Here is an 18,778-nt window from a genome sequence, read left to right on the forward strand (position 1 = left end):
TTAGGCGGCCAATTTCAAATGACGTAAGAGCGGACGCGCAAATAATTCAGCCAAGTCGGCAGCCTGATCAAAGCCTTGGATGGGTGTAAAAACCAATTCAATTGACCACTTGCTAGTAATGCCTTCCGCCTCTAGCGGGTTAGCTAAACCCAAACCACAAACGACTAAGTCTGGTTTAATCGCTCGACACCGATCCAGTTGGCGCTCAACATCTTGCCCCTCAGATAATTGCACGCCCTCGGGCAAGAGGGCCAATTCGCTGGCCATATGCTGACGATGTAAATAGGGCACGCCAACCTCGGTTAATACCATATCTAATTCCCGATGTAAAAAACGCGCTAATGGAATTTCTAATTGTGAATCAGGAAAGAAAAAAATGCTTTGGCCGGCTAATTGTGTTTTAAAACGGGCTAAGGCTGAGCTTGCCCGCTGCCTTTTAGGGGCGATTACTAGTTCAAATTGCTCTGCTGGAACCTGCCAAGCCAAGGCAGCAGCAGCAAACCATTTTTCAGTCCCTTCAACCCCAAGTGGAAATGGCGCCTCAAGCCGCTGTGCACCTTTCTCTTCTAGTACTCGCGCGGTATCTGCCAAAAAAGGTTGCGCCAATAAAAAACGGGTATGCGGACCAACGACTGGCACATTACTTGAATTACGGGGTGGGAAAAAACGCACCTGTTCAATTCCTAAATCTTTAAAGATGCGAATAAATTGATCTTCGACCACATCAGCTAGGCACCCCACGACCAATAACTCCGCTGGCGCTTGTGACTGAGCAGCAGTAGGTAGTGGAATATCTTTAGCTAAGGCTGCCAAACAAGCGTCCTCGCCTTGCGTAAAAGTTGTTTCAATACCGCTTCCTGAGTAATTCAGAATGCGCACTTGCGGCATAAAATTTCTACTAAGGCGCTGGGCAGCAGTGGCTAGATCTAATTTAATGACTTCAGATGGGCAAGAGCCCACTAAAAAAAGAAGTTTGATATCGGGACGCCGTTCTAATAGCTCTGCTACTACCCGATCGAGCTCTTCATTCGCATCTGCTAAGCCAGCTAAATCACGATCATCAATAATTGCCGTGGCAAAACGAGGTTCAGCAAAAATCATCACGCCAGCTGCCGACTGAATTAAGTGGGCACAAGTGCGTGAGCCTACTACTAAAAAGAATGCATCTTGGATTTTGCGGTGTAGCCAGATGATTCCAGTTAAACCACAAAAGACTTCGCGCTGCCCGCGCTCTTTAATAATTGGCAACACTTGCCGTTCGACAGGCGGGGAAATGACGGCACTCATGCTGGTAGCCCTTGGTTCATTTGGCGTTTTTCCTGTAAGCGTGCGGCCCGTAATTTCAGAATAAATTGCCCAGCATTAATAACATACGTGAAATAAGCCGCCAAAGCTAAATACATTAATTCCTGCTCTGTTAATAAGCCCATCATTAAGCACACAACATAAGCAGTATGAAGGGCAATGACCAACATGCTAAATACATCTTCCCAATAAAATGCTTTAGCAAAGAGATATTTACCAAAGACCACCTTCTCCCAAATACAGCCCGTTACCATGATGGTATAAAGACAAAAAGTTTTTATTAATACCGAAATATTAGCTGCATCTTCTCCAGAACCAGTCATTAAAAACCGCACCACCAGATACAGGCTAACCAGAAAAACGACGAATTGAACTGGCGCCAATAAGCCCTGCACTAAAGTCCATTTAGTGCGGTCCCGCCTCAGCCGTTGGGCAGGGGTATAGAGGGGTTCATAAGTTCTTGCCATGACGCTTAACCAGGGGCTTCCATTGCTCAATGTGTAAACAAAAGTTTACGCTTTTTCTGTTTTTTAGCCCACTAGGTATCTACCCCTAGTTGATGTAATTAAAATTTGACAGTTGGGCTCTTAATTGCGTAATCTATGGGTATAGCGCACAAGTCTTGGACGGACTCAAGCTTAAATAATTGTTGCGGTGCAATATTTTCACCTCAATGACTGGAGTTTATGTGGATGCACTCAATCGACCTTTACCAACATGTGAAATGTCCACGGCTTCCGATCTTGCGCCAAATACACTGCAAAAAAACCGGCGTGCTAAACCCAGTTATCTCAAGATGGTGGTTGAAAAAAAGGTATTACCCCGTTTATTGGCCGATCATGCAAATATTAAAAAGTTAAAACTAGAAAATATTACCCAATTGCCGCGGCATGTTTCTGCTCATGAAATTAGTCAGTTTTCGATCTTATTACTAACTACTTCCTATAACGAGTGTCGTGATTACGCTTTACGCTTATGTCATTCGGGTTGCTCAATTAATGAAATTTACTATAGCTTAGCGGTTGATGCGGCAAGAAATTTAGAGTACCTCTGGGAGGTTGACGCCTGTACGTTTGGCTCAACAACTATAGCAATCGGTCATTTGCAAGCTATTTTGCGTGAGCTTAATCCGCTTTTTCATACGCAAGCAGACCTTCACTATCAAACTAAAGGTCATGCCTTTGCCTTTGCAATGCCTCATTCGCAACATACGCTAGGCGTATTTCTGTTAGCTGAAAACCTGATTCAACATGGCTGGAATGTTTTAGCAGCGCCTAAAATTAGTAAAGCAGAAATTCTAGATACTGTTAAAGGGGCTTTTTTTCATTTTGTTGCTATTTCCATCTCCACCTTTAAGCATTGGGATGAGCTAGAGAAAATGATCCCACTCATTCGTAGTCAATCTTTAAACCCTCAATTACACATTATGGTTGGCGGCGCACTTTTTAGAGCGCAGCCCCAATTACTTGATCAATCGAGTGCCGATAGCTGCACTAGTGATCTTGATGAAGCCATTAAAACGGCGGCAAGCCTAGTAAAATAGTGGGTTAAATCAATCCACCAAGGCATGTCTTGTCGTCATCAACCCTAAATCCCCTCCTTCATATTGGCTCGCTCGCGCCACAGGAGGTAGCAACGGTCATTCAAGCTGGGTCAGATCTAGCGATTGTGATGGATGAGCAAGGCATCATTCTAGGTTTGGCCTTCGGCAATTCTGAGCTCTACAGTAAAAATCTTCAAGCTTGGGTAGGACAAAACTGGGAAGACACAGTTTCGATCGAAAGTCGTATTAAAGTTAAAACTCTACTTAAAGACGCAAAAGAAACGGGCACTTCACGACTGCGACAAATCAATATTGCTATTCCTGGGGCCACTGATTTGCCATTTCTCTGTGCCACTATTTATTTACCCAGTAGTCGGCGAATTGTGGCTTTGTACCGAGATTTGCGTGAGGTATCTTTATTACAGCAACGCTTAATTGATGCCCAACAAACTATCGAGCTAGACCATGCGCGTCTGCGGGAAATGGAAACGCGTAATCGTATTTTATTTGAAATTGCCTCTAGTGAAAATATTGTTATAGATAGTATTCATTTTAAAATTTTAGAAGCAAATGCTCGGTTTGTTGAAATTGTGGGGGAACCCATAAAAAAAATTATTGGAAAATCTTTTCTTGATTACTTGGCTAAAAAAGATCTTGATGCCGTACGTACGGCCTTAACCAAAGCGAGCTATGGTAGCGAAAAAATTGAATTCAATGCAACTTTTAATAGCAGTAATGTGTTTTTAATTGCAGCGCCCTTTCGAAGCGCAAATCAATCCTTAATTTTGATCACCATGAAGACAGTACAAGATACTGAGATTGCTGGAATTAATAGTAGTCAAGCGCTCGCTTTATTTGCCTTGGAAAATTCAGCTGATGCTTTTGTGGTTACCAATTTACAGGGCATGATTATGAGTACTAATCATGCTTTTCGTAAAATGATTATGGTCGAAAAGCCAGAGCAGCTACTCCATGAATCGCTGGAGATTTGGCTCGAACGGGCCAGCATTGATTTAAAGGTGATGCTATCTAATTTACAAGCAGAACGAACTATTAAATTATTCGCAACTGCCATTCGTGATGCCTTTGGAACTTTTCATCCTGTTGAAATATCTGCGTCCGCTATGGCTAGCCCCAAAACCTGTATCGGCTTCTCAATACGCGAGGTTGGCTCCCGCATTCGGCCCCAATATCAAGTTGGTGAAGGTATCTCGCGGTCGAATGAAGAGTTAACCCAACTAGTTGGTCGCCTACCATTAAAAGAAATTCTGAATGAAACTACCGATTTAATTGAAGAGTTATGTATTAAGGCTGCGCTTGATTTATCACGAGGTAATCGCGTAGCTGCTTCTGAAATGCTTGGCTTATCGCGCCAAAGTCTTTATATCAAACTGAGAAAATTTGGTCTTAATGACGGCTCTAAAGAGAATGATTTGGAGCAATAAGTGTCCAATCTAATGGGTGCACCAGTGGCAATCATGGCTTTAGTCAAAATCGCTGAAGATGCAAAATTGAGCGGTATTGCCAAGCTAATGTTTGGCCGTTATCAACTTGGATCTGTACCTGGCTTACAACTAATTAAATACTTAGGATCAGGGGTGAATGGGGGCTTCTCAGTAAAGCCAAGCGCCCTTCATCAAGGTATTTTTGCGGCTTTTAATAACCAACAAGAAGCCGAACAATTTTTACATGGGTCGGCATTATTGCATTGGTATCGTGATCATGCCGATGATTTTTTTACTACGCAATTGCAGACCTACTCTTGCAAGGGCAGTTGGGGGGGTAAGTCGCTGCCAATTTATGATGCCCAAATTCCAACAGGGGCTATTGCCTCACTCACCCGAGCTTCGATTAAACCTTGGTATGCACAACAATTTTGGAGCAAAGCGCCGCCTGCTGAAACCGAGCTAAAACACACTTCAGGTTGTCTTCTGGCAGCGGGAGTAGGTGAGGCGCCACTCTTAAGGCAGGCTACCTTTACGATTTGGGAATCTGAAGTTGCTATGAATGACTATGCCCGCTCAGGCAGTCATTTAAAAGCGATTCAAGCAGCCCATCTTCATCATTACTTTTCTGAATCGATGTTTGCCCGCTTTAAGCCGATCAACCCTCAAGGTAGCTGGGGCGGTCACGCGTTTGGATAAGTCAACAGTAATTGTTGTTGGTGGTGGAATCGGTGGCCTTGCTAGCGCCTTAGCACTGGCTTGTGCTGGGCTTGAAGTGACGGTGATTGAAAAGGAATCCACCTTAGGTGGAAAAATTCGGCAGATTCAAGCCGGTGAGCAAGCGATCGATTCAGGCCCTACTGTTTTCACCATGCGCTGGGTATTTGACGAGCTTTTTCGTCAAGCCGGCACCAGCCTAGAAGATGAAATGCAGATTTCACCTTTAGCTGTTTTAGCTCGCCATGCATGGAGTAAAGATGAGATGCTTGATTTATTTGCCGACCGCATGCAATCAGCTGAAGCTATTGCACAATTTTCTTCGCGAGCCGAAGCAAACCGCTTTCTTGATTTTTGTAGTCAAGCTAGCCAACTGTATCAGGCCTTAAAAAAACCATACCTGCTTTCTGGGCGGCCAAGCATGAGCAGTATGATGGCTAGCTTAGGGACTTCGGGTTCAAAGGTATTATTTGATATTGGCTTGTTTAGCAATCTCTGGAAAACTTTAGGTCGCTACTTTCATGATCCGCGTTTGCGTCAGCTCTTTGGGCGCTATGCCACATATTGTGGCTCCTCTCCTTTTGAGGCTCCTGCTACTTTAATGCTCATTGCCGAAGTAGAAATGCAAGGCGTCTGGAGCGTCGCCGGCGGTATGTCTACTTTAGTGAAGACCCTACAACGACTTGCAGAACAAAAAGGGGTGCGTTTCATAACAGGTCATCCATGTACTGAAATTTTATTGAATAATCGACGCGTCTGCGGTGTACGTCTTGATAATGATGACGTTCATTACGCCCATTCGATTATTTTTAATGGCGACGCCCGAGCGCTTCAAGTGGGCTTATTGGGTGCGGGACTGAAAAATGCTAGCACGATTGATCGCCAGGCGACACCATCACTCTCCGCCTTAACTTGGTCGATGGTAGCTAAACCCCAAGGATTTCCGCTTCTACGGCATACTGTCTTTTTTAATGCAAACTATCAAGCTGAATTCGATGACATTTTTCTTCGCCGGCAGTTGCCTCAACAGCCAACAGTTTATATTTGCGCGCAAGATCAAACCGATGTCCATCTTGATTATCCCCATGAACAAGGTATCTTTTGCTTAGTCAATGCGCCAGCACACCTAAGCCCGCGACCCGAACTCACTACCGAGGAGATTGAAGCATGCGAAAGTCAGGCATTCGCTTTATTAAAACAATGTGGTCTCGAGCTCAATCCCAATTTCAACACGGTAACGCGTACTTCGCCGCATACCTTCAGTCAGTTATTTCCGGCAACGGGTGGAGCACTCTATGGAACAGCCAGCCATGGTTGGATGGGCGTCTTCAAACGGCCTGCCGCGCAGAGCACTATTCCGGGCCTTTATCTAACGGGGGGGAGCGTCCATCCAGGGGCGGGAGTGCCCATGGCCGCCCTATCGGGACGCATGGCGGCCGCAACCCTGATGGGTCACCTCGGTTTGATCAAGCCCTCGGGAAAGGAGCTTATCTCTGGTGGTATCTCGATGCCCTGAGCGATGATCGCCAACATGGCATTGTCATTATTGCTTTTGTAGGCAGTGTTTTTTCACCCTACTATGCGAAAGCCCATAAAAAAACGGGGCAAGGCGATCCTGAAAATCACTGCACGCTAAATGTCGCAATTTATTCGCCAGGAAAAAAGCGTTGGACTATGACCGAAAGAAGTGCGCGCAGTGCATGCCGCAGCGCTAATGAGTTTGTCATTGGCCCAAGCTCATTACGCTGGGATAAAGATTGCCTCACCATTGAAATCAGAGAACGGGCAGTACCCTTTGGTCAAGCTGTTCGTGGCACAGTTCGAATCTATCCAGAACAACTGTTTAATTTTTCAACTGCCCTTGATGATCAAGGTCGTCATCGCTGGGGGCCGCTTGCCCCAAGAGCACGCGTCCAGGTTGAACTGAGTAAGCCTGATTTACATTGGCAAGGCAATGGGTATTTAGATTCCAATGAAGGCGATGGCCCGCTAGCACCCGATTTTCATGAGTGGGATTGGTCGCGCGCCGAATTGAGTGGCAAACGTACTGCAGTCATATATGATGTGCGCCAAAAAAATGGGGTGGAAAAATTGCACGCTCTCCTCTTCCATCCAGATGGTCGCGTTGAACCCTTTGTGCCACCCCCACGGCAAACTCTACCCAAAACTGCTTGGCAAATTCAACGACAGATGCGCAATGCTGATCAGCCTTCATTGAAATTAATACAAACCCTAGAAGATACGCCGTTTTATGCTCGTTCGATTTTGTCTTCAGAGTTATTAGGCGAGCCAGTGATTTCATTTCATGAAACCCTCAATGTGCCTCGCTTCGCCTCACCAATTGTGCAATGGATGTTAGCTTGGCGAATGCCGCGAATACGCTAAAAATGCAGTCATTAGATAATTAGGCAGCCATTTTTTGTGCTGCTACTGCTACCTTCGCTTGCTCACGACGCCGCATTTCAACCCGCTCTAATAAATTCACCACCCAAACGATACGTTCGTGAATTGAACCACCATAATGAGGTTGATGCGGTGCTTTAATAACTGCTTGAATTAAATATTGACTTGCAGGATGTGCTGGAATGAAGCGTTTGCTCCAATTGCGCTTAGCAGTAACTAACATCGCGCGACTTAATAGATGCATTTTTTTCTGGCTCGATACAATCGCACGTAGGGCTATAGAATTCAACTGGTTTTGTTCTATTTGACGGCCAATTTCAGCATAAATTAAGCGCGCTGCTTGAATTGCTGGGCGGCAATCCCAGGGTAGGTTAGTTATACCAATTTCGGCTTGCTCGTATAAAGCATCTGCTTGCTTTAAGAGGCGCTCGACTACTCTGGCAATGGCAGGATTAAATTGGGGATTTTTAAGCCATTGATCGGGATCAATTCCTTCTTCTACCAACCAACTACGCGGCAAATATAAGCGGCCATTGCGCGCATCTTCGCCAACGTCACGCGCGATATTAGTTAGTTGCATTGCCAAACCAAGATCACAAGCACGGGCTATGATTGCTGGATCACGCTTGCCCATCAGCAGGCACATCATCGCCCCAACTGAACCAGCAACGCGTGCGCAATAATCTAATAAAGCATCCAGAGTGACGTACTGGCGATGTTGGCTATCCCATTCATAACCCTCAATGAGTGCTTGTAATAATTCTTGGGGAATATCGTAATAACGGACTACTTCAGCTAAGGCCCGATCAGCCGCTTGATGGTCTGGCTTACCTTGATAAATACGCTCTAAGCGCTTACATAAGCCCGCAATAGCATCGGGTTTTGCATCAATCGCATCGGCAATATCATCCGTCAGACGACAAAAGGCATAGAGTGCGATGGCTGGGTCGCGTACCCGTTTGGGCAAAAGACGTGATGCAGCAAAAAATGATTTTGAGCCAACTCGCATCGTTTCAGTGCACTGGGCAACATCGTTACTAAATTGACTCATCCAGCATTCTCCTTTAAAGGCTGCAAACTTTAGGTGGTTGATGAATAGCCTTTGGTACAACCGACATCAAGGCTTTAGCAGAAGATAAAACCCCAGGAATGCCTGCGCCAGGATGCGTACCTGCGCCCACCATAAAAAGTCCCTGTACATCTTCGCTGCGATTGTGGGGTCTAAACCAAGCACTTTGTAGCAAGAGTGGCTCGAAACCAAAGGCCGCACCTTTTACTGACAGTAAGCGATCTTGAAAATCTTGCGGCGTCATACAAAAAGAGGTTTTAAGATGCGCTTGAAACCCTGGCATGACTGTGGCCTCTAAATAATCAGCAATTTTTTGACGATACGTTTCTGCATATGCCTGCCAATCGGTACCGCTATCTAAATTCGGAACCGGTGATAAAACATAAAAAGTATCACAACCCATCGGACCTAAAGAGGGATCCGTAGCAGTGGGTCGATGCAAATAAAGACTAAAGTCGTCAGCTAATATTTTGCGTTTAAAAATATCCGTTAATAATTCTTTATACCGCTTACCCAATAAAATCATATGATGTGGAATATCGTGATACTGTCGATCAATGCCAAAATACCAAACAAATAAACTCATTGAATACTTGCTTTTCATTACTTTCTGATCAGTCCATACCCGACGGTGTTCGGGATCAATTAATTTTTGATAAGTCCATGCCGCGTCGGCATTCGAAACTACGATATCAGCAGCTATAAAACTGCCATCAGCCGTAGTGATACCAGTTGCCTGGCCATTTTTTACGACAATTTTCTTCACTTCAGTATTGCATTCAATCTCGACGCCCTGATCGCGTAATAGCCTAACTAAGCCCTGAATAATTGCGCCAGTACCACCCATTGCTGAAAAAACTCCATGCCTTCTTTCAAGTGAATTAATTAAGGCATACACGGCTGTTACAGAAAATGGATTACCGCCAATTAATAGTGGGTGAAAACTCATTACTTGACGTAATTTCGGGTTTTTAAAATACCGCGCTACCAACGTATAAATACTTTCCCATGCTTTCATGCGCATCATAGATGGAATGGCGGCAAGTAAATCTTTCAGCGAATCAAAAGCGACTGAACTTAAATCTTCAAAACCCAACTTATAGCATTTCTCAGCCTCTTGAAGAAACTGATCAAATCCCACCAAATCTTCAGGCGCAAACTTGGCGACCTCTTGACGCATTTGCGCTAAGTTACCGGTGTAATCAAAGTAGGTACCATCGTCAAAACGAATCCGATAAAACGGGTCCATTAAACGTAAATCAACATCGTCACTCAATTTTTCGCCACATAGCTCCCAGAGCTCTTCCAATAAAAATGGTGCTGTAATAATCGTGGGGCCGGCATCAAAAGTAAAGCCATCTTTTTTAAAGACCGACGCTCTACCACCTGGCGCAGCCAGTTTCTCAATAACCCGTACCCGATAGCCATGATGAGCTAAGCGAATTGCCGCAGCTAAACCACCAAAACCGCTGCCAATGACTAAGGCAACGGGTCTAGTGTCATCATGAATAACCGTCTTTTTCAACATAAATACGAGTAGTCTTACGGTCTACCGTAAGACTATTTCACCGAAGTATTGCTTACACTGGCAGCCGCTGCTGCAGTAGTTATGCCACTGCCACGTAAGTAAGGGTAATCAGTCAACATCGAAACACCGTACAAAGGCTTGTACGCACCCTGATGACAAGTGCCACAATTTGCCTTGGCAACATCGCCAGTTGGACCCAAGCGATGGGCTGGAAATACCTTGGTTAGCGGGACCATAAAATTATTATTAATATCACGCGCCATACGAATTCCATACCAAGCAGTTGAGCGCTGTGGCGGGCTTTCTTCCCAGCTAGCAATAGCGCGCGTGTTATGGCAATAAGTGCAATTTACTCCCAATGACTTCGACATGTGAATCATCAGACCAAAGGTCTTTTCTGTCTCTTTAATATTGCGCTTGTTATTGGTACGCAAAGCGGTATCACCCTCGACCCGAATCATGCTGTCCTTTAACAAAAATGGTGTAAATGGATCATAGGGCAAACTAGAAAGCCCAACTGATTGACTTGGCGTATTTTGGCCGTCTTTATTACCTAACCAACCATTACCCTGCTTTTGTTCGGGGGCAGTAAACCATACTTGCTGAGGAATATTATTCCCCCGGTGACAGGTATAGCATGTCACACCGGTTTGCTTAACGTGGCTTTGCCAATCACCGTTAATCCGTTGGTTCATTTGAATCATGCGACGTGCAACGACCTTGGTGTACTTACTATCATCAGCAAAATTTTCAACATTGTGGCAATAAGCACAGCCTTGTTGTGGTGATACCCAACTCGTCATCGAAACCATAAAGGTTGTAAATTGCGCGGTACTTAAATTCCCTAAGACTTTGACATTTTTATATGCAGTGGCTGCCTTGGGTCCATCTGCTGGCACTGGATAAGAAGCGGGTACCACATTGTTAGCGGCTTGCGCAGCCAAGGTACGAGGGTTATATATTTCATCCATTCCGGTGCCGCGATAGCCATGCTGCACACCTTCTATTGGAGGTCGCTCACAACCTACTAAGACCAGCATGCTACACAGCAATAGCAGCAGACTGAGTTTGGCATAAATAATCTTCATGGTTTCATCCCCTGCATTGGAATTTGTGGCACTGGTGGTGGTGGCGCGACAAATGTACTGGCAGGATCAACCGTAATGCCCCCAAAAACATTTGGGTAGGCTGGGGCCACATGGTGTTTTACTGCCCACAAGTACCAGTTATCGACAACCGTGCCGGTTAAAAGAATACCAATGCCGCCGACTAATGGCGTGAGCACTGCAAACCACCAAGCCCAACGATGAATTGATTCCATGGTGGCGTTAAAGCCCATCGTCCAGCGCCAAAATAAAGCCGCTCTTTCTGAGGCAGTACCACGATCAACGATCTGCTCTATTTCACGCTCGCCGCCAAAACGGGACACAGCCAAAATTGTTCCCGCGTGCATCGCAAATAACAGCACCGAGCCATAGAGGAAGGCAATTGAAAGCATGTGGAACGGGTTATAAAACAAATTACCATAACGTAAAGAAAAAGCGGCAGTCCAATCGAGGTGCGAGAAGACGCCAAATGGCACGCCCTCGCTCCAGCTTCCCATCAGTAATGGCCGTAAAAATCCTAAAACTAAAAAGAGCCAAATAGCCGCTAAAAATCCCCAAGCCACATGTGTTCCCATGCCTAATGCAACTGCACGCCGATAGGTGCGCAACCACCATAATAAAATTGCAAGGGTCAAAAAGAAACCGGCCATCATCCACCAACCACCTTCAGCTAAAGGCATAAATAATTTCAAGCCATATTTAGGATGGGGCGGATCCAAAGAAAGCCAAAATAATTGCTTAACAAACTGAATCGGACTCCAATTCACTGAGGCCAGCATATTCCAGCCCATGATTTGAATTGCAATAGTGCCAAAAAATAAGGAAGCTATTCCGAGCCAACCCAAATAAATCGGACCAATTTGGGCGTTACCAAGACGCCCTATTAAATGAAATAAGAAGGGTTTACCGATACGATTCCGTTGCTCATATCGATCTAAGGGTATGCCGTGATGAATGGGACCAACGACCTGCACTTGGGTAAAGAGATTTTGATATTCCATATTGTTTTTCCCTTAGGCCTATCGCCAAATTGGTAAATTCAACCACCAACCCCACCATTCTGGCCAACCACGAGTCCAAAATGGGCCGCTAATTACAATACAAACGGCACTCCAAAATACTGCCGCCAAGGCCAAGAACAAACCAAGGCGATGAATTCCAAGGGTCCCAACCGAGTAACCAATAAAATCCCTAAAAAAAGTATCTTCGTGTTCTGGTGTCTTAACTGGTTGTCCTTTTTGCGGATTAGTAGAAGACAAAACTAAACCACCATGCATACATAAAGCTAAGGTAGTCGTAAAAAATAATGTCACCGCAATCATGTGTGCAGGGTTGTAATGAAAATGTAGATATTGATAACCTGTGTTTGAAACCCAATCAAGATGGCTCAAAATGCCATATGGAAAACCATAACCCCAGGCGCCCATTAATACTGGGCGGATCACAACCAAAGTGAAATAAGCAAAAACTGCCATCAGATAAGCAAAGGGGACATGCAAGCCCATCCCTAATTTGCGACAGATTTCAATTTCGCGCAAAGCCCACGAACCAAATGCACCCAGCGCACAAATCGTAACCAGTTGCCACAGACCGCCTTCCATCAAGGGAGCGAAATGCAAACCGTATTTCAGGTCGGGCGGGGCAATATTAATTTGCCACAGATTCCAAGTGGGTCCTTGAGATGCTCCCCATAAAATCATTGCCGTTCCAAGAAAGGCAAAAAATACGGTGGTAATACCAAAAAAACCAACGTAAAAGGGGCCGACCCAAAAGTCAAAAAGGTCGCCACCAATTAAAGTGCCACCACGAACTCGGTACTTTCTCTCAAAACTCAGCATTGCCATTTTTACTCCCCCCCTTCTAGGAATTCAGATAAGACAAGGCTTAAGCTTCTTGTCTTATCTGTCTTCGTTCGCATACAGCAATTACTTCCCAGCAGGTACAGCTGGTGGTGTTGCAGAACCTGCAGATTCAGCAGCCTTGAACTGAGCCTGGTTCATGCCATCCAACCAGTTATAGCGCACAGTACTAAGCAGGATTAAATGAATCATGGCGGCTAATCCAAACAGAAAAATTCCTTGAATTACCATAGCGCGCAATGGGTCATATAGTTTCCATATTCTCCACATACTTTTCTCCTAAGTTAAATACGACATAAAGCTATATACCGCTGTACTTGCATCCCGTGCCACAGAATGCTTCCCTTCTTCAATTGGTAGCCAAGAGCTCCATTGTTTAGGCAAAAATTTTGCTGATAGGCAAATTACAAAAAACACCATAAAGCCTGAGAAAAAAATTGCTTTAAATTGCAAAGAATTCTTTTCCAGAAAATCCTGATCGGTATTCTCTAAAGTGATATTTTTCATATATATACCTCCCGCTAATTTCTGCTTAATGGAACCAAGGACGCCAAGCCCACACCAAAATGTGTGCAACCACTGCAACTGCTACAAACCCAACTAGGCCTTGGACATAAAACTGATTGAATTCCTTGGCTTCGTCGTCGGTGAGACCAGAGATTGAGTCTGTTCTGTTATCACTCATACGAGATCACTCCTTAAAATGGCCTTTCGACCGTTACCGCGCAAAGCCCGCGCGCCATGGGCAGATGGCTTACTGCTGCCAAATTTTGGAAAGCGGATGGGGTTCAGCTTCATACTGTTTCTCCCACTGAAATTTCTGGGCAAGAGATGCGCACCCGCTCTAAAGTAATCTGTTCTTCATTAGCTGTTTCAGCAGCCCGCTCAACTCGATCACGCAATAATTTCGCCGCTGAAATTTGCACTAATACCGGCTGGGTTTGGACATAATCGGCAACGGCTTTTTGAGCGTCTGCTGCCCATTGCAAATTAGCCAATAACTTTTGCCGTACCAAGGTGGCGTCAACCTTATCCATCTCAGTAGCTAAAGGAATAATATGAAATAGTGCATCAAATAAACCATTGCAAAATTCTTGAATTAGGTAGGTTGCGCCGGCATAACCCATAAAAGGCGTACCTGTATGGCGGCGAATTAATGCTCCCGGATATGAGGCGGGAATAAACGTGGCCTTTGAACCAATTTCACTTAAATACATGCGCTCGTTGTAACTACCATACATAATCAGCGGCGTTTTTTCTTTGGTCAATTTTCGCACTTCTTCATTATTCGTTTTTTCACCGGGTTTACGCGCCACGGCAAAATTACAGGGCATCCCCATTTCGTCTTCAAAGAAATGGCGAATGCCACGAGAATAGGTCTCGTTCGCTACTACCGCAAAACTAGCCGTGCCAAAAAAATCTTGTGTAACCGAGCGCCACAAATCCCAAATAGGTTTAATCGTTGTGTGCTTCTCCCGCTCAATAAAAGGCTCGGGATCCAACCCAAGATGCTCACCTAGAGTACGTAAAAATTGAGTCGTGCTATGCAAACCAATGGGGGCTTGTAAATACGGACGATCTAAGGCCTCACATAACATCCGTCCAAACTCGCGATACATACAAATATTCACATCAGCATCAACTAAGCGCGCGACATCGGCTAGATGACCACCCAAAGGAAAAACCAAATTAATTTCAGCGCCAATACCTTCTACTAAGCGGCGAATTTCAGCTAAATCGCTTGGCATGTTGAAAGTGCCGTAACAAGGGCCAATAATATTGACGCGGGGTTTTTCGCCAGATTTTTTAGGTGGGCGGGTGGGGACCGTCTTGATGCCGTACTCACTCCACAACCAAAACATCGCACGATTCGCGCATTGCCACTGATCCTCATCAATCGTCCGCGGCAAGAAGCGTTGAATATTAGTGCCTTCTGGCGTTACTCCACCACCAATCATTTCGGCAATCGAGCCAGTAACAACCACTGCAGGTAAATCGGGGTCTAAGGTTGCATGAGCCCGTTTCATTGCACCTTCTGTACCTTCTCGTCCCAATTGTTCTTCGGCTAAACCGGTTACTACAATAGGTAACTCATGGGGTGGCAAGGCATCGGTGTAATGCAATACTGAGGTGACTGGTAAATTTTCACACCCAACTGGTCCATCAATGACAACTTGCAAACCTTTAATGGACGTAAAAACATAGACAGCGCCCCAATATCCGCCAGCACGGTCGTGATCAATGACAAACATTACATCATCTCCTCAGCTTTGCGCTTCTTGATTTTTTTCTCGAGCTTACGGCGGGTTTCTGCTTTGAACTCGGGGCGATCTACCGGCACATCCTCCCAAACTCCGGCTGCATAGCCACTTCCCACATTGCCAAAAAAAGCTTTCATCTCATCAAAGCGAGTTTGATTCTTGAGGGCTGCGTTAATCACTTGTGCTAATGACCCCGCACCAGCGGGTCCCATTAAGGGCCGTGCAGAAATTAAATTGGTGAAATATAAAGCGGGAATAGAGGCTTGTTTAGCAGCCTGCACTACCGGAGTCGTGCCAATCGCTAAATCTGGTTGGTACTCAGCCATCGCCGCTAAATCTTGCTCAAGTGACGCGCGAAAGACTACTTGCACCCCTTTTGCCTCGAGCCACTCGAGGTCAGCTTGACTCCATTCTGTTCGCGGACAGGCAGAACCAACGTAGCGCACCTCGGCTCCACTTTCTATGAGTAAGCGGGCAACTAATAATTCCGAGCCTTCATAACCACTGACGTTAATGCGTCCTTTAATTGGTGCTGCGCCGAGCACACCTTTAATAGCGGGTAAAAATTTATTTTGTGCAGCAGCAATTTTTTCAGCGCTGGTATTCGTTGCCGCACCAATTGCCGCCAACCAATTTGCAGTACCTTCATAGCCCACTGGGGCTGAACCCACAATGGGTCGACCCGCCGCTTGAAATTCACGAATACTAGCGGTGTAAAAGGGATGAATCGCCCCAACGACTGCACAATCAAGGGCTTGGTATAACTCACGCCATTCGCGAGTAGGCACGGTAGCGCCGACAGCCAAATCCATTGGATCTAGCAACATGCCGATTACGGCGGGATCAGCCGGAAACATTTCACCTAATAAAGTGACAGTGGGTTTGGTCTGTTTACCTGAGCGTGGTGCTGGTACCGGTCCAGCGAGAATTTCATTACGTGCATATTGCAACATCGCCCCAGCCAAAACATCTTTTGCTTCAGCATGGGTTGGCACACCAAAACCTGGGACGTCAATACCAATAATGCGTACGCCATTGATCTCTTTGGGTAGCAATTGCAATGGCACGCCACTAGCAGTGGGCACGCATAAATTAATAATCACAATGGCATCATATTTATCGGGGTCAGCTTCTTTGTAAACCGCCTCGCGAATATCTTCAAACAACTTACCCGTGACTAATGATTCTGAATTAAATGGCACATACCCCACGCTACGCCGCGCGCCGTAAAAATGCGATGTAAACGTTAAGCCATAAACACAGCATGCTGATCCTGATAGGATCGTTGCGGTTCGCCGCATTCTTAGACCCACTCTTAAAGAACCAAATGCGGGGCACATACTTTGGGGCTGGTCGTGTGGTCCCTTTGGGTAATCTTTTTCATACTGCTGCAAAATTGCTGTTTTACCTGCCGCGCGTGCAGCTACATTCATCTGCTCCTTGCCAGCATGACAGCCCACACCATCGCCTAAAGCTGGATCGACAAGCAGCTTTTCTGGCACGATTGGAATAGTTGCGGTAGTCATCTGCGGCTCAATATTTAAGCTTGGTCGTAAATTACTTCGAGGGTTTCTTTAATGACGGCATCTTTACCCATCATGTCTTTTACCGTTGCTGGCTCAAGCACAAAATCACGACCGGTAATGTCGGCCGAGAAAAGTCCGAGTAAATCATCTTGACTTAATGGCTTGGGCCTTACGGGCGGCGCTGTGGCAACATTGCTAGCCAACTCTTCAAAAAGAGGACCCCACTGGGTACCTGGGCGACCGATAATTTCATAGCTTGCACTTTTACGGCGAATATCATCATCGGCTGGAATAGCTGCCAACACCGGTATACCTGCTTTTTCGGCAAAAGCTTGGGCTTCACCCGTATGATCATCTTTATTAATCACCATACCCGCTACACCTACGTTCCCGCCGAGCTTGCGGAAATATTCCACCGCTGAACAGACATTATTAGCGACATATAACGATTGCAAATCATTGCTAGCCACGACGATAACTTTCTGACACATATCGCGTGCAATCGGCAAGCCAAAGCCACCACAAACCACATCGCCTAAAAAATCAAGGAGGACAAAATCAAAACCCCAGTCATGAAAGCCTAATTTTTCAAGCGTTTCAAAACCATGAATGATGCCGCGGCCACCGCAGCCCCGCCCTACCTCTGGCCCACCTAATTCCATCGCGTAGACTCCATCGCGCTTAAAACAAACATCGCCAATAGCTACCGCATCACCTGATAATTTCTTTTTTGATGATGTCTCAATAATGGTTGGGCAAGCTTTTCCGCCAAACAAGAGCGAGGTGGTATCGCTCTTTGGATCACAACCAATGAGTAAAACTTTTTTACCCTGCTGGGCCATCATGTATGACAAATTGGCTAAGGTAAAACTTTTCCCAATGCCTCCTTTACCGTAAATAGCAATAATTTGGGTTTCTTTGGTAATGGGTCCAGTTGAAACCGCATCAGGCTCAATTGCGGCTTCTTTTTTCAAATTCATAAATTGAATGGTTGCCTCGCTTGGAATGCCGTCGATTTTTACTTTTGTCGGTGCGTTCATTGTCGTGTTCTCCAATCTAAAACCATTTTTAAACAATCTTTGTGATGAAATGCGGTCCGGTAAGCTTCAGCAGCATCTTGGGGGCTCGCGCGGTGCGTTATTAGATCGGCCAACGACAAGTTGCCAGACTCAACTAGCTGATGAATTGCTGTTAAGTCGCTTGGTTGCCACTGTGCGGCAATACGAATACGAGCCTCACGCATAAAGGCGGCAGGAAAGGCAAAGGTGATGGTGTCATAAAAACCGGCTAAAACAATTTCGCCGCCCGGCGCCAAGTGACTCACTAAGGTATCAAGTAGTTTGGCATCACCACTCACATCGACAATTGTTTTATATTTCGCTGCTGCACAGGTCTGTGGATCAACAACTTGGTAGCCTACTGCACCCTCACGTCGCTGCGCATCAATCTCCCAAACCACAGGTTGTTTACCCGCTAGTACAGCAAGTCGCGCTAGTAAACGGCCGAGCACGCCATGACCAACAATTAAATCGGGTTGCTCATTACCAAGACCTGCAGTCACATGATAGGCAGTAGCAGCCAAAGCATACAAAATTACTTCTTCACCAACATTTTCTGCAACTGCTACTGCGCGCTTGGCTGGCACAATTAAGCGCGATGCAGCGCCACCGAATAGCCCCCGCACCGCTACGAAACAGCTTGATCCAGGGATAAAAACCCGTTGGCCAAGTGCAAAGCGTTGTTGATCATCGGCCTGGATGACGCGTCCAACTGACTCGTAACCCGGTACAAGCGGATAACCCATGCCCGGAAAGCTTGGCATTTGCCCAGTCCATAATAATTTTTCTGTCCCGGTGCTGATCCCACTCCATTCGACCTCGACAATAATGTCATCGGTGGTGGCGGGTATGAGATCTAACTCACTTAAACAGATGTTCTCCGGCTTTTCGAGCACAATTGCTGTAGTTTTAAGGAGCGCGTTCATTGAGTTATTAAGTAAGCCCAGTTGACAATTAA

19 protein-coding genes are annotated in these 18,778 nt (G+C 45.7%); 5 read left to right on the forward strand and 14 right to left on the reverse strand.

The genetic code is table 11. The features are described 5' to 3' along the window. Both LZT21_RS00705 and bchF read right to left on the reverse strand, forming a co-directional pair. A complete protein-coding gene (locus tag LZT21_RS00705) occupies window positions 1-1,287 on the reverse strand; it encodes a ferredoxin:protochlorophyllide reductase (ATP-dependent) subunit N (protein WP_233923139.1) in 1,287 nt (428 codons plus the stop codon). Then, complete coding sequence (gene bchF / locus LZT21_RS00710) at window positions 1,284-1,772, reverse strand: 2-vinyl bacteriochlorophyllide hydratase (RefSeq protein ID WP_233923140.1); 489 nt, start codon at window positions 1,770-1,772, stop codon at window positions 1,284-1,286. The genes LZT21_RS00705 and bchF overlap by 4 nt, the downstream gene beginning before the upstream one ends. A gap of 206 nt (window positions 1,773-1,978) precedes the next feature. On the opposite strand from bchF, the gene LZT21_RS00715 reads away from it, so the two are divergent. The 5 genes from LZT21_RS00715 to LZT21_RS00735 all read left to right on the forward strand — a co-directional run bounded on the left by LZT21_RS00715 (window position 1,979) and on the right by LZT21_RS00735 (window position 7,395). Continuing rightward, window positions 1,979-2,848, forward strand: coding sequence for a B12-binding domain-containing protein (locus LZT21_RS00715; protein ID WP_233989085.1), 870 nt, complete (start codon window positions 1,979-1,981; stop codon window positions 2,846-2,848). 29 nt (window positions 2,849-2,877) lie between these two features. After that, window positions 2,878-4,293 carry a transcriptional regulator PpsR gene (ppsR, locus tag LZT21_RS00720; protein WP_233923142.1) on the forward strand — a complete coding sequence of 472 codons (1,416 nt, stop codon included), beginning with the start codon at window positions 2,878-2,880 and terminating at the stop codon, window positions 4,291-4,293. Beyond that, entirely contained in the window at window positions 4,294-4,992 is a 699-nt protein-coding gene (locus LZT21_RS00725; RefSeq protein WP_233923143.1) for a spheroidene monooxygenase, read from the forward strand. Beyond that, entirely contained in the window at window positions 4,934-6,526 is a 1,593-nt protein-coding gene (crtD, locus tag LZT21_RS00730) for a 1-hydroxycarotenoid 3,4-desaturase CrtD (protein ID WP_233989086.1), read from the forward strand. Before LZT21_RS00725 ends, crtD begins: the two co-directional genes overlap by 59 nt. A gap of 158 nt (window positions 6,527-6,684) precedes the next feature. Further along, a complete protein-coding gene (locus LZT21_RS00735) occupies window positions 6,685-7,395 on the forward strand; it encodes a carotenoid 1,2-hydratase (protein WP_233923145.1) in 711 nt (236 codons plus the stop codon). A 19-nt stretch (window positions 7,396-7,414) separates the two neighbouring features. On the opposite strand, the gene LZT21_RS00740 is transcribed toward LZT21_RS00735, so the two are convergent. The 12 genes from LZT21_RS00740 to bchC form a co-directional block, all read right to left on the reverse strand. Then, complete coding sequence (locus LZT21_RS00740) at window positions 7,415-8,464, reverse strand: phytoene/squalene synthase family protein (RefSeq protein ID WP_233989087.1); 1,050 nt, start codon at window positions 8,462-8,464, stop codon at window positions 7,415-7,417. A gap of 13 nt (window positions 8,465-8,477) precedes the next feature. Beyond that, a complete protein-coding gene (locus LZT21_RS00745) occupies window positions 8,478-10,010 on the reverse strand; it encodes a phytoene desaturase (RefSeq protein ID WP_233923147.1) in 1,533 nt (510 codons plus the stop codon). 32 nt (window positions 10,011-10,042) lie between these two features. Further along, window positions 10,043-11,098 (reverse strand): photosynthetic reaction center cytochrome PufC, encoded by a 1,056-nt coding sequence (pufC, locus tag LZT21_RS00750; protein WP_233923148.1) that lies wholly within the window; start codon window positions 11,096-11,098, stop codon window positions 10,043-10,045. Beyond that, entirely contained in the window at window positions 11,095-12,117 is a 1,023-nt protein-coding gene (gene pufM / locus LZT21_RS00755) for a photosynthetic reaction center subunit M (RefSeq protein WP_233923149.1), read from the reverse strand. The genes pufC and pufM overlap by 4 nt, the downstream gene beginning before the upstream one ends. Window positions 12,118-12,135: 18 nt before the next feature. Beyond that, window positions 12,136-12,960, reverse strand: coding sequence for a photosynthetic reaction center subunit L (gene pufL, locus LZT21_RS00760; protein ID WP_233923150.1), 825 nt, complete (start codon window positions 12,958-12,960; stop codon window positions 12,136-12,138). 81 nt (window positions 12,961-13,041) lie between these two features. Then, window positions 13,042-13,245 carry a light-harvesting antenna LH1, alpha subunit gene (gene pufA, locus LZT21_RS00765; RefSeq protein ID WP_233923151.1) on the reverse strand — a complete coding sequence of 68 codons (204 nt, stop codon included), beginning with the start codon at window positions 13,243-13,245 and terminating at the stop codon, window positions 13,042-13,044. Window positions 13,246-13,254: 9 nt separating this feature from the next. Continuing rightward, window positions 13,255-13,482, reverse strand: coding sequence for a hypothetical protein (locus tag LZT21_RS00770; protein WP_233923152.1), 228 nt, complete (start codon window positions 13,480-13,482; stop codon window positions 13,255-13,257). 25 nt (window positions 13,483-13,507) lie between these two features. Further along, on the reverse strand, window positions 13,508-13,660 hold the full coding sequence (gene pufB, locus LZT21_RS00775) for a light-harvesting antenna LH1, beta subunit (protein WP_233923153.1): 153 nt from the start codon (window positions 13,658-13,660) through the stop codon (window positions 13,508-13,510). A gap of 109 nt (window positions 13,661-13,769) precedes the next feature. Beyond that, window positions 13,770-15,227 (reverse strand): chlorophyllide a reductase subunit Z, encoded by a 1,458-nt coding sequence (gene bchZ / locus LZT21_RS00780; RefSeq protein ID WP_233989088.1) that lies wholly within the window; start codon window positions 15,225-15,227, stop codon window positions 13,770-13,772. Beyond that, on the reverse strand, window positions 15,227-16,762 hold the full coding sequence (gene bchY, locus LZT21_RS00785) for a chlorophyllide a reductase subunit Y (RefSeq protein WP_233923155.1): 1,536 nt from the start codon (window positions 16,760-16,762) through the stop codon (window positions 15,227-15,229). Before bchY ends, bchZ begins: the two co-directional genes overlap by 1 nt. Window positions 16,763-16,776: 14 nt before the next feature. Beyond that, entirely contained in the window at window positions 16,777-17,802 is a 1,026-nt protein-coding gene (locus LZT21_RS00790; RefSeq protein ID WP_233923156.1) for a chlorophyllide a reductase iron protein subunit X, read from the reverse strand. After that, window positions 17,799-18,746 carry a chlorophyll synthesis pathway protein BchC gene (bchC, locus tag LZT21_RS00795; protein ID WP_233934903.1) on the reverse strand — a complete coding sequence of 316 codons (948 nt, stop codon included), beginning with the start codon at window positions 18,744-18,746 and terminating at the stop codon, window positions 17,799-17,801. The genes LZT21_RS00790 and bchC overlap by 4 nt, the downstream gene beginning before the upstream one ends. Window positions 18,747-18,778: the final 32 nt, after the last annotated feature.

The sequence above is a fragment of the Polynucleobacter sp. IMCC 30228 genome, assembly GCF_021395205.1.
GTDB lineage: Bacteria > Pseudomonadota > Gammaproteobacteria > Burkholderiales > Burkholderiaceae > Polynucleobacter.

Bases quoted from the DNA above. Each gene is read 5' to 3' on its own strand.
- bchF (WP_233923140.1), bottom strand. From the start codon at position 1,772: ATGGCAAGAACTTATGAACCCCTCTATACCCCTGCCCAACGGCTGAGG.
- pufC (WP_233923148.1), bottom strand. From the start codon at position 11,098: ATGAAGATTATTTATGCCAAACTCAGTCTGCTGCTATTGCTGTGTAGC.
- LZT21_RS00715 (WP_233989085.1), top strand. From the start codon at position 1,979: ATGACTGGAGTTTATGTGGATGCACTCAATCGACCTTTACCAACATGT.
- pufM (WP_233923149.1), bottom strand. From the start codon at position 12,117: ATGGAATATCAAAATCTCTTTACCCAAGTGCAGGTCGTTGGTCCCATT.
- bchY (WP_233923155.1), bottom strand. From the start codon at position 16,762: ATGACTACCGCAACTATTCCAATCGTGCCAGAAAAGCTGCTTGTCGAT.
- LZT21_RS00705 (WP_233923139.1), bottom strand. From the start codon at position 1,287: ATGAGTGCCGTCATTTCCCCGCCTGTCGAACGGCAAGTGTTGCCAATT.
- LZT21_RS00735 (WP_233923145.1), top strand. From the start codon at position 6,685: ATGACCGAAAGAAGTGCGCGCAGTGCATGCCGCAGCGCTAATGAGTTT.
- pufB (WP_233923153.1), bottom strand. From the start codon at position 13,660: ATGAGTGATAACAGAACAGACTCAATCTCTGGTCTCACCGACGACGAA.
- LZT21_RS00790 (WP_233923156.1), bottom strand. From the start codon at position 17,802: ATGAACGCACCGACAAAAGTAAAAATCGACGGCATTCCAAGCGAGGCA.
- bchZ (WP_233989088.1), bottom strand. From the start codon at position 15,227: ATGTTTGTCATTGATCACGACCGTGCTGGCGGATATTGGGGCGCTGTC.
- bchC (WP_233934903.1), bottom strand. From the start codon at position 18,746: ATGAACGCGCTCCTTAAAACTACAGCAATTGTGCTCGAAAAGCCGGAG.
- LZT21_RS00740 (WP_233989087.1), bottom strand. From the start codon at position 8,464: ATGAGTCAATTTAGTAACGATGTTGCCCAGTGCACTGAAACGATGCGA.
- LZT21_RS00745 (WP_233923147.1), bottom strand. From the start codon at position 10,010: ATGTTGAAAAAGACGGTTATTCATGATGACACTAGACCCGTTGCCTTA.
- LZT21_RS00770 (WP_233923152.1), bottom strand. From the start codon at position 13,482: ATGAAAAATATCACTTTAGAGAATACCGATCAGGATTTTCTGGAAAAG.
- pufA (WP_233923151.1), bottom strand. From the start codon at position 13,245: ATGTGGAGAATATGGAAACTATATGACCCATTGCGCGCTATGGTAATT.
- pufL (WP_233923150.1), bottom strand. From the start codon at position 12,960: ATGGCAATGCTGAGTTTTGAGAGAAAGTACCGAGTTCGTGGTGGCACT.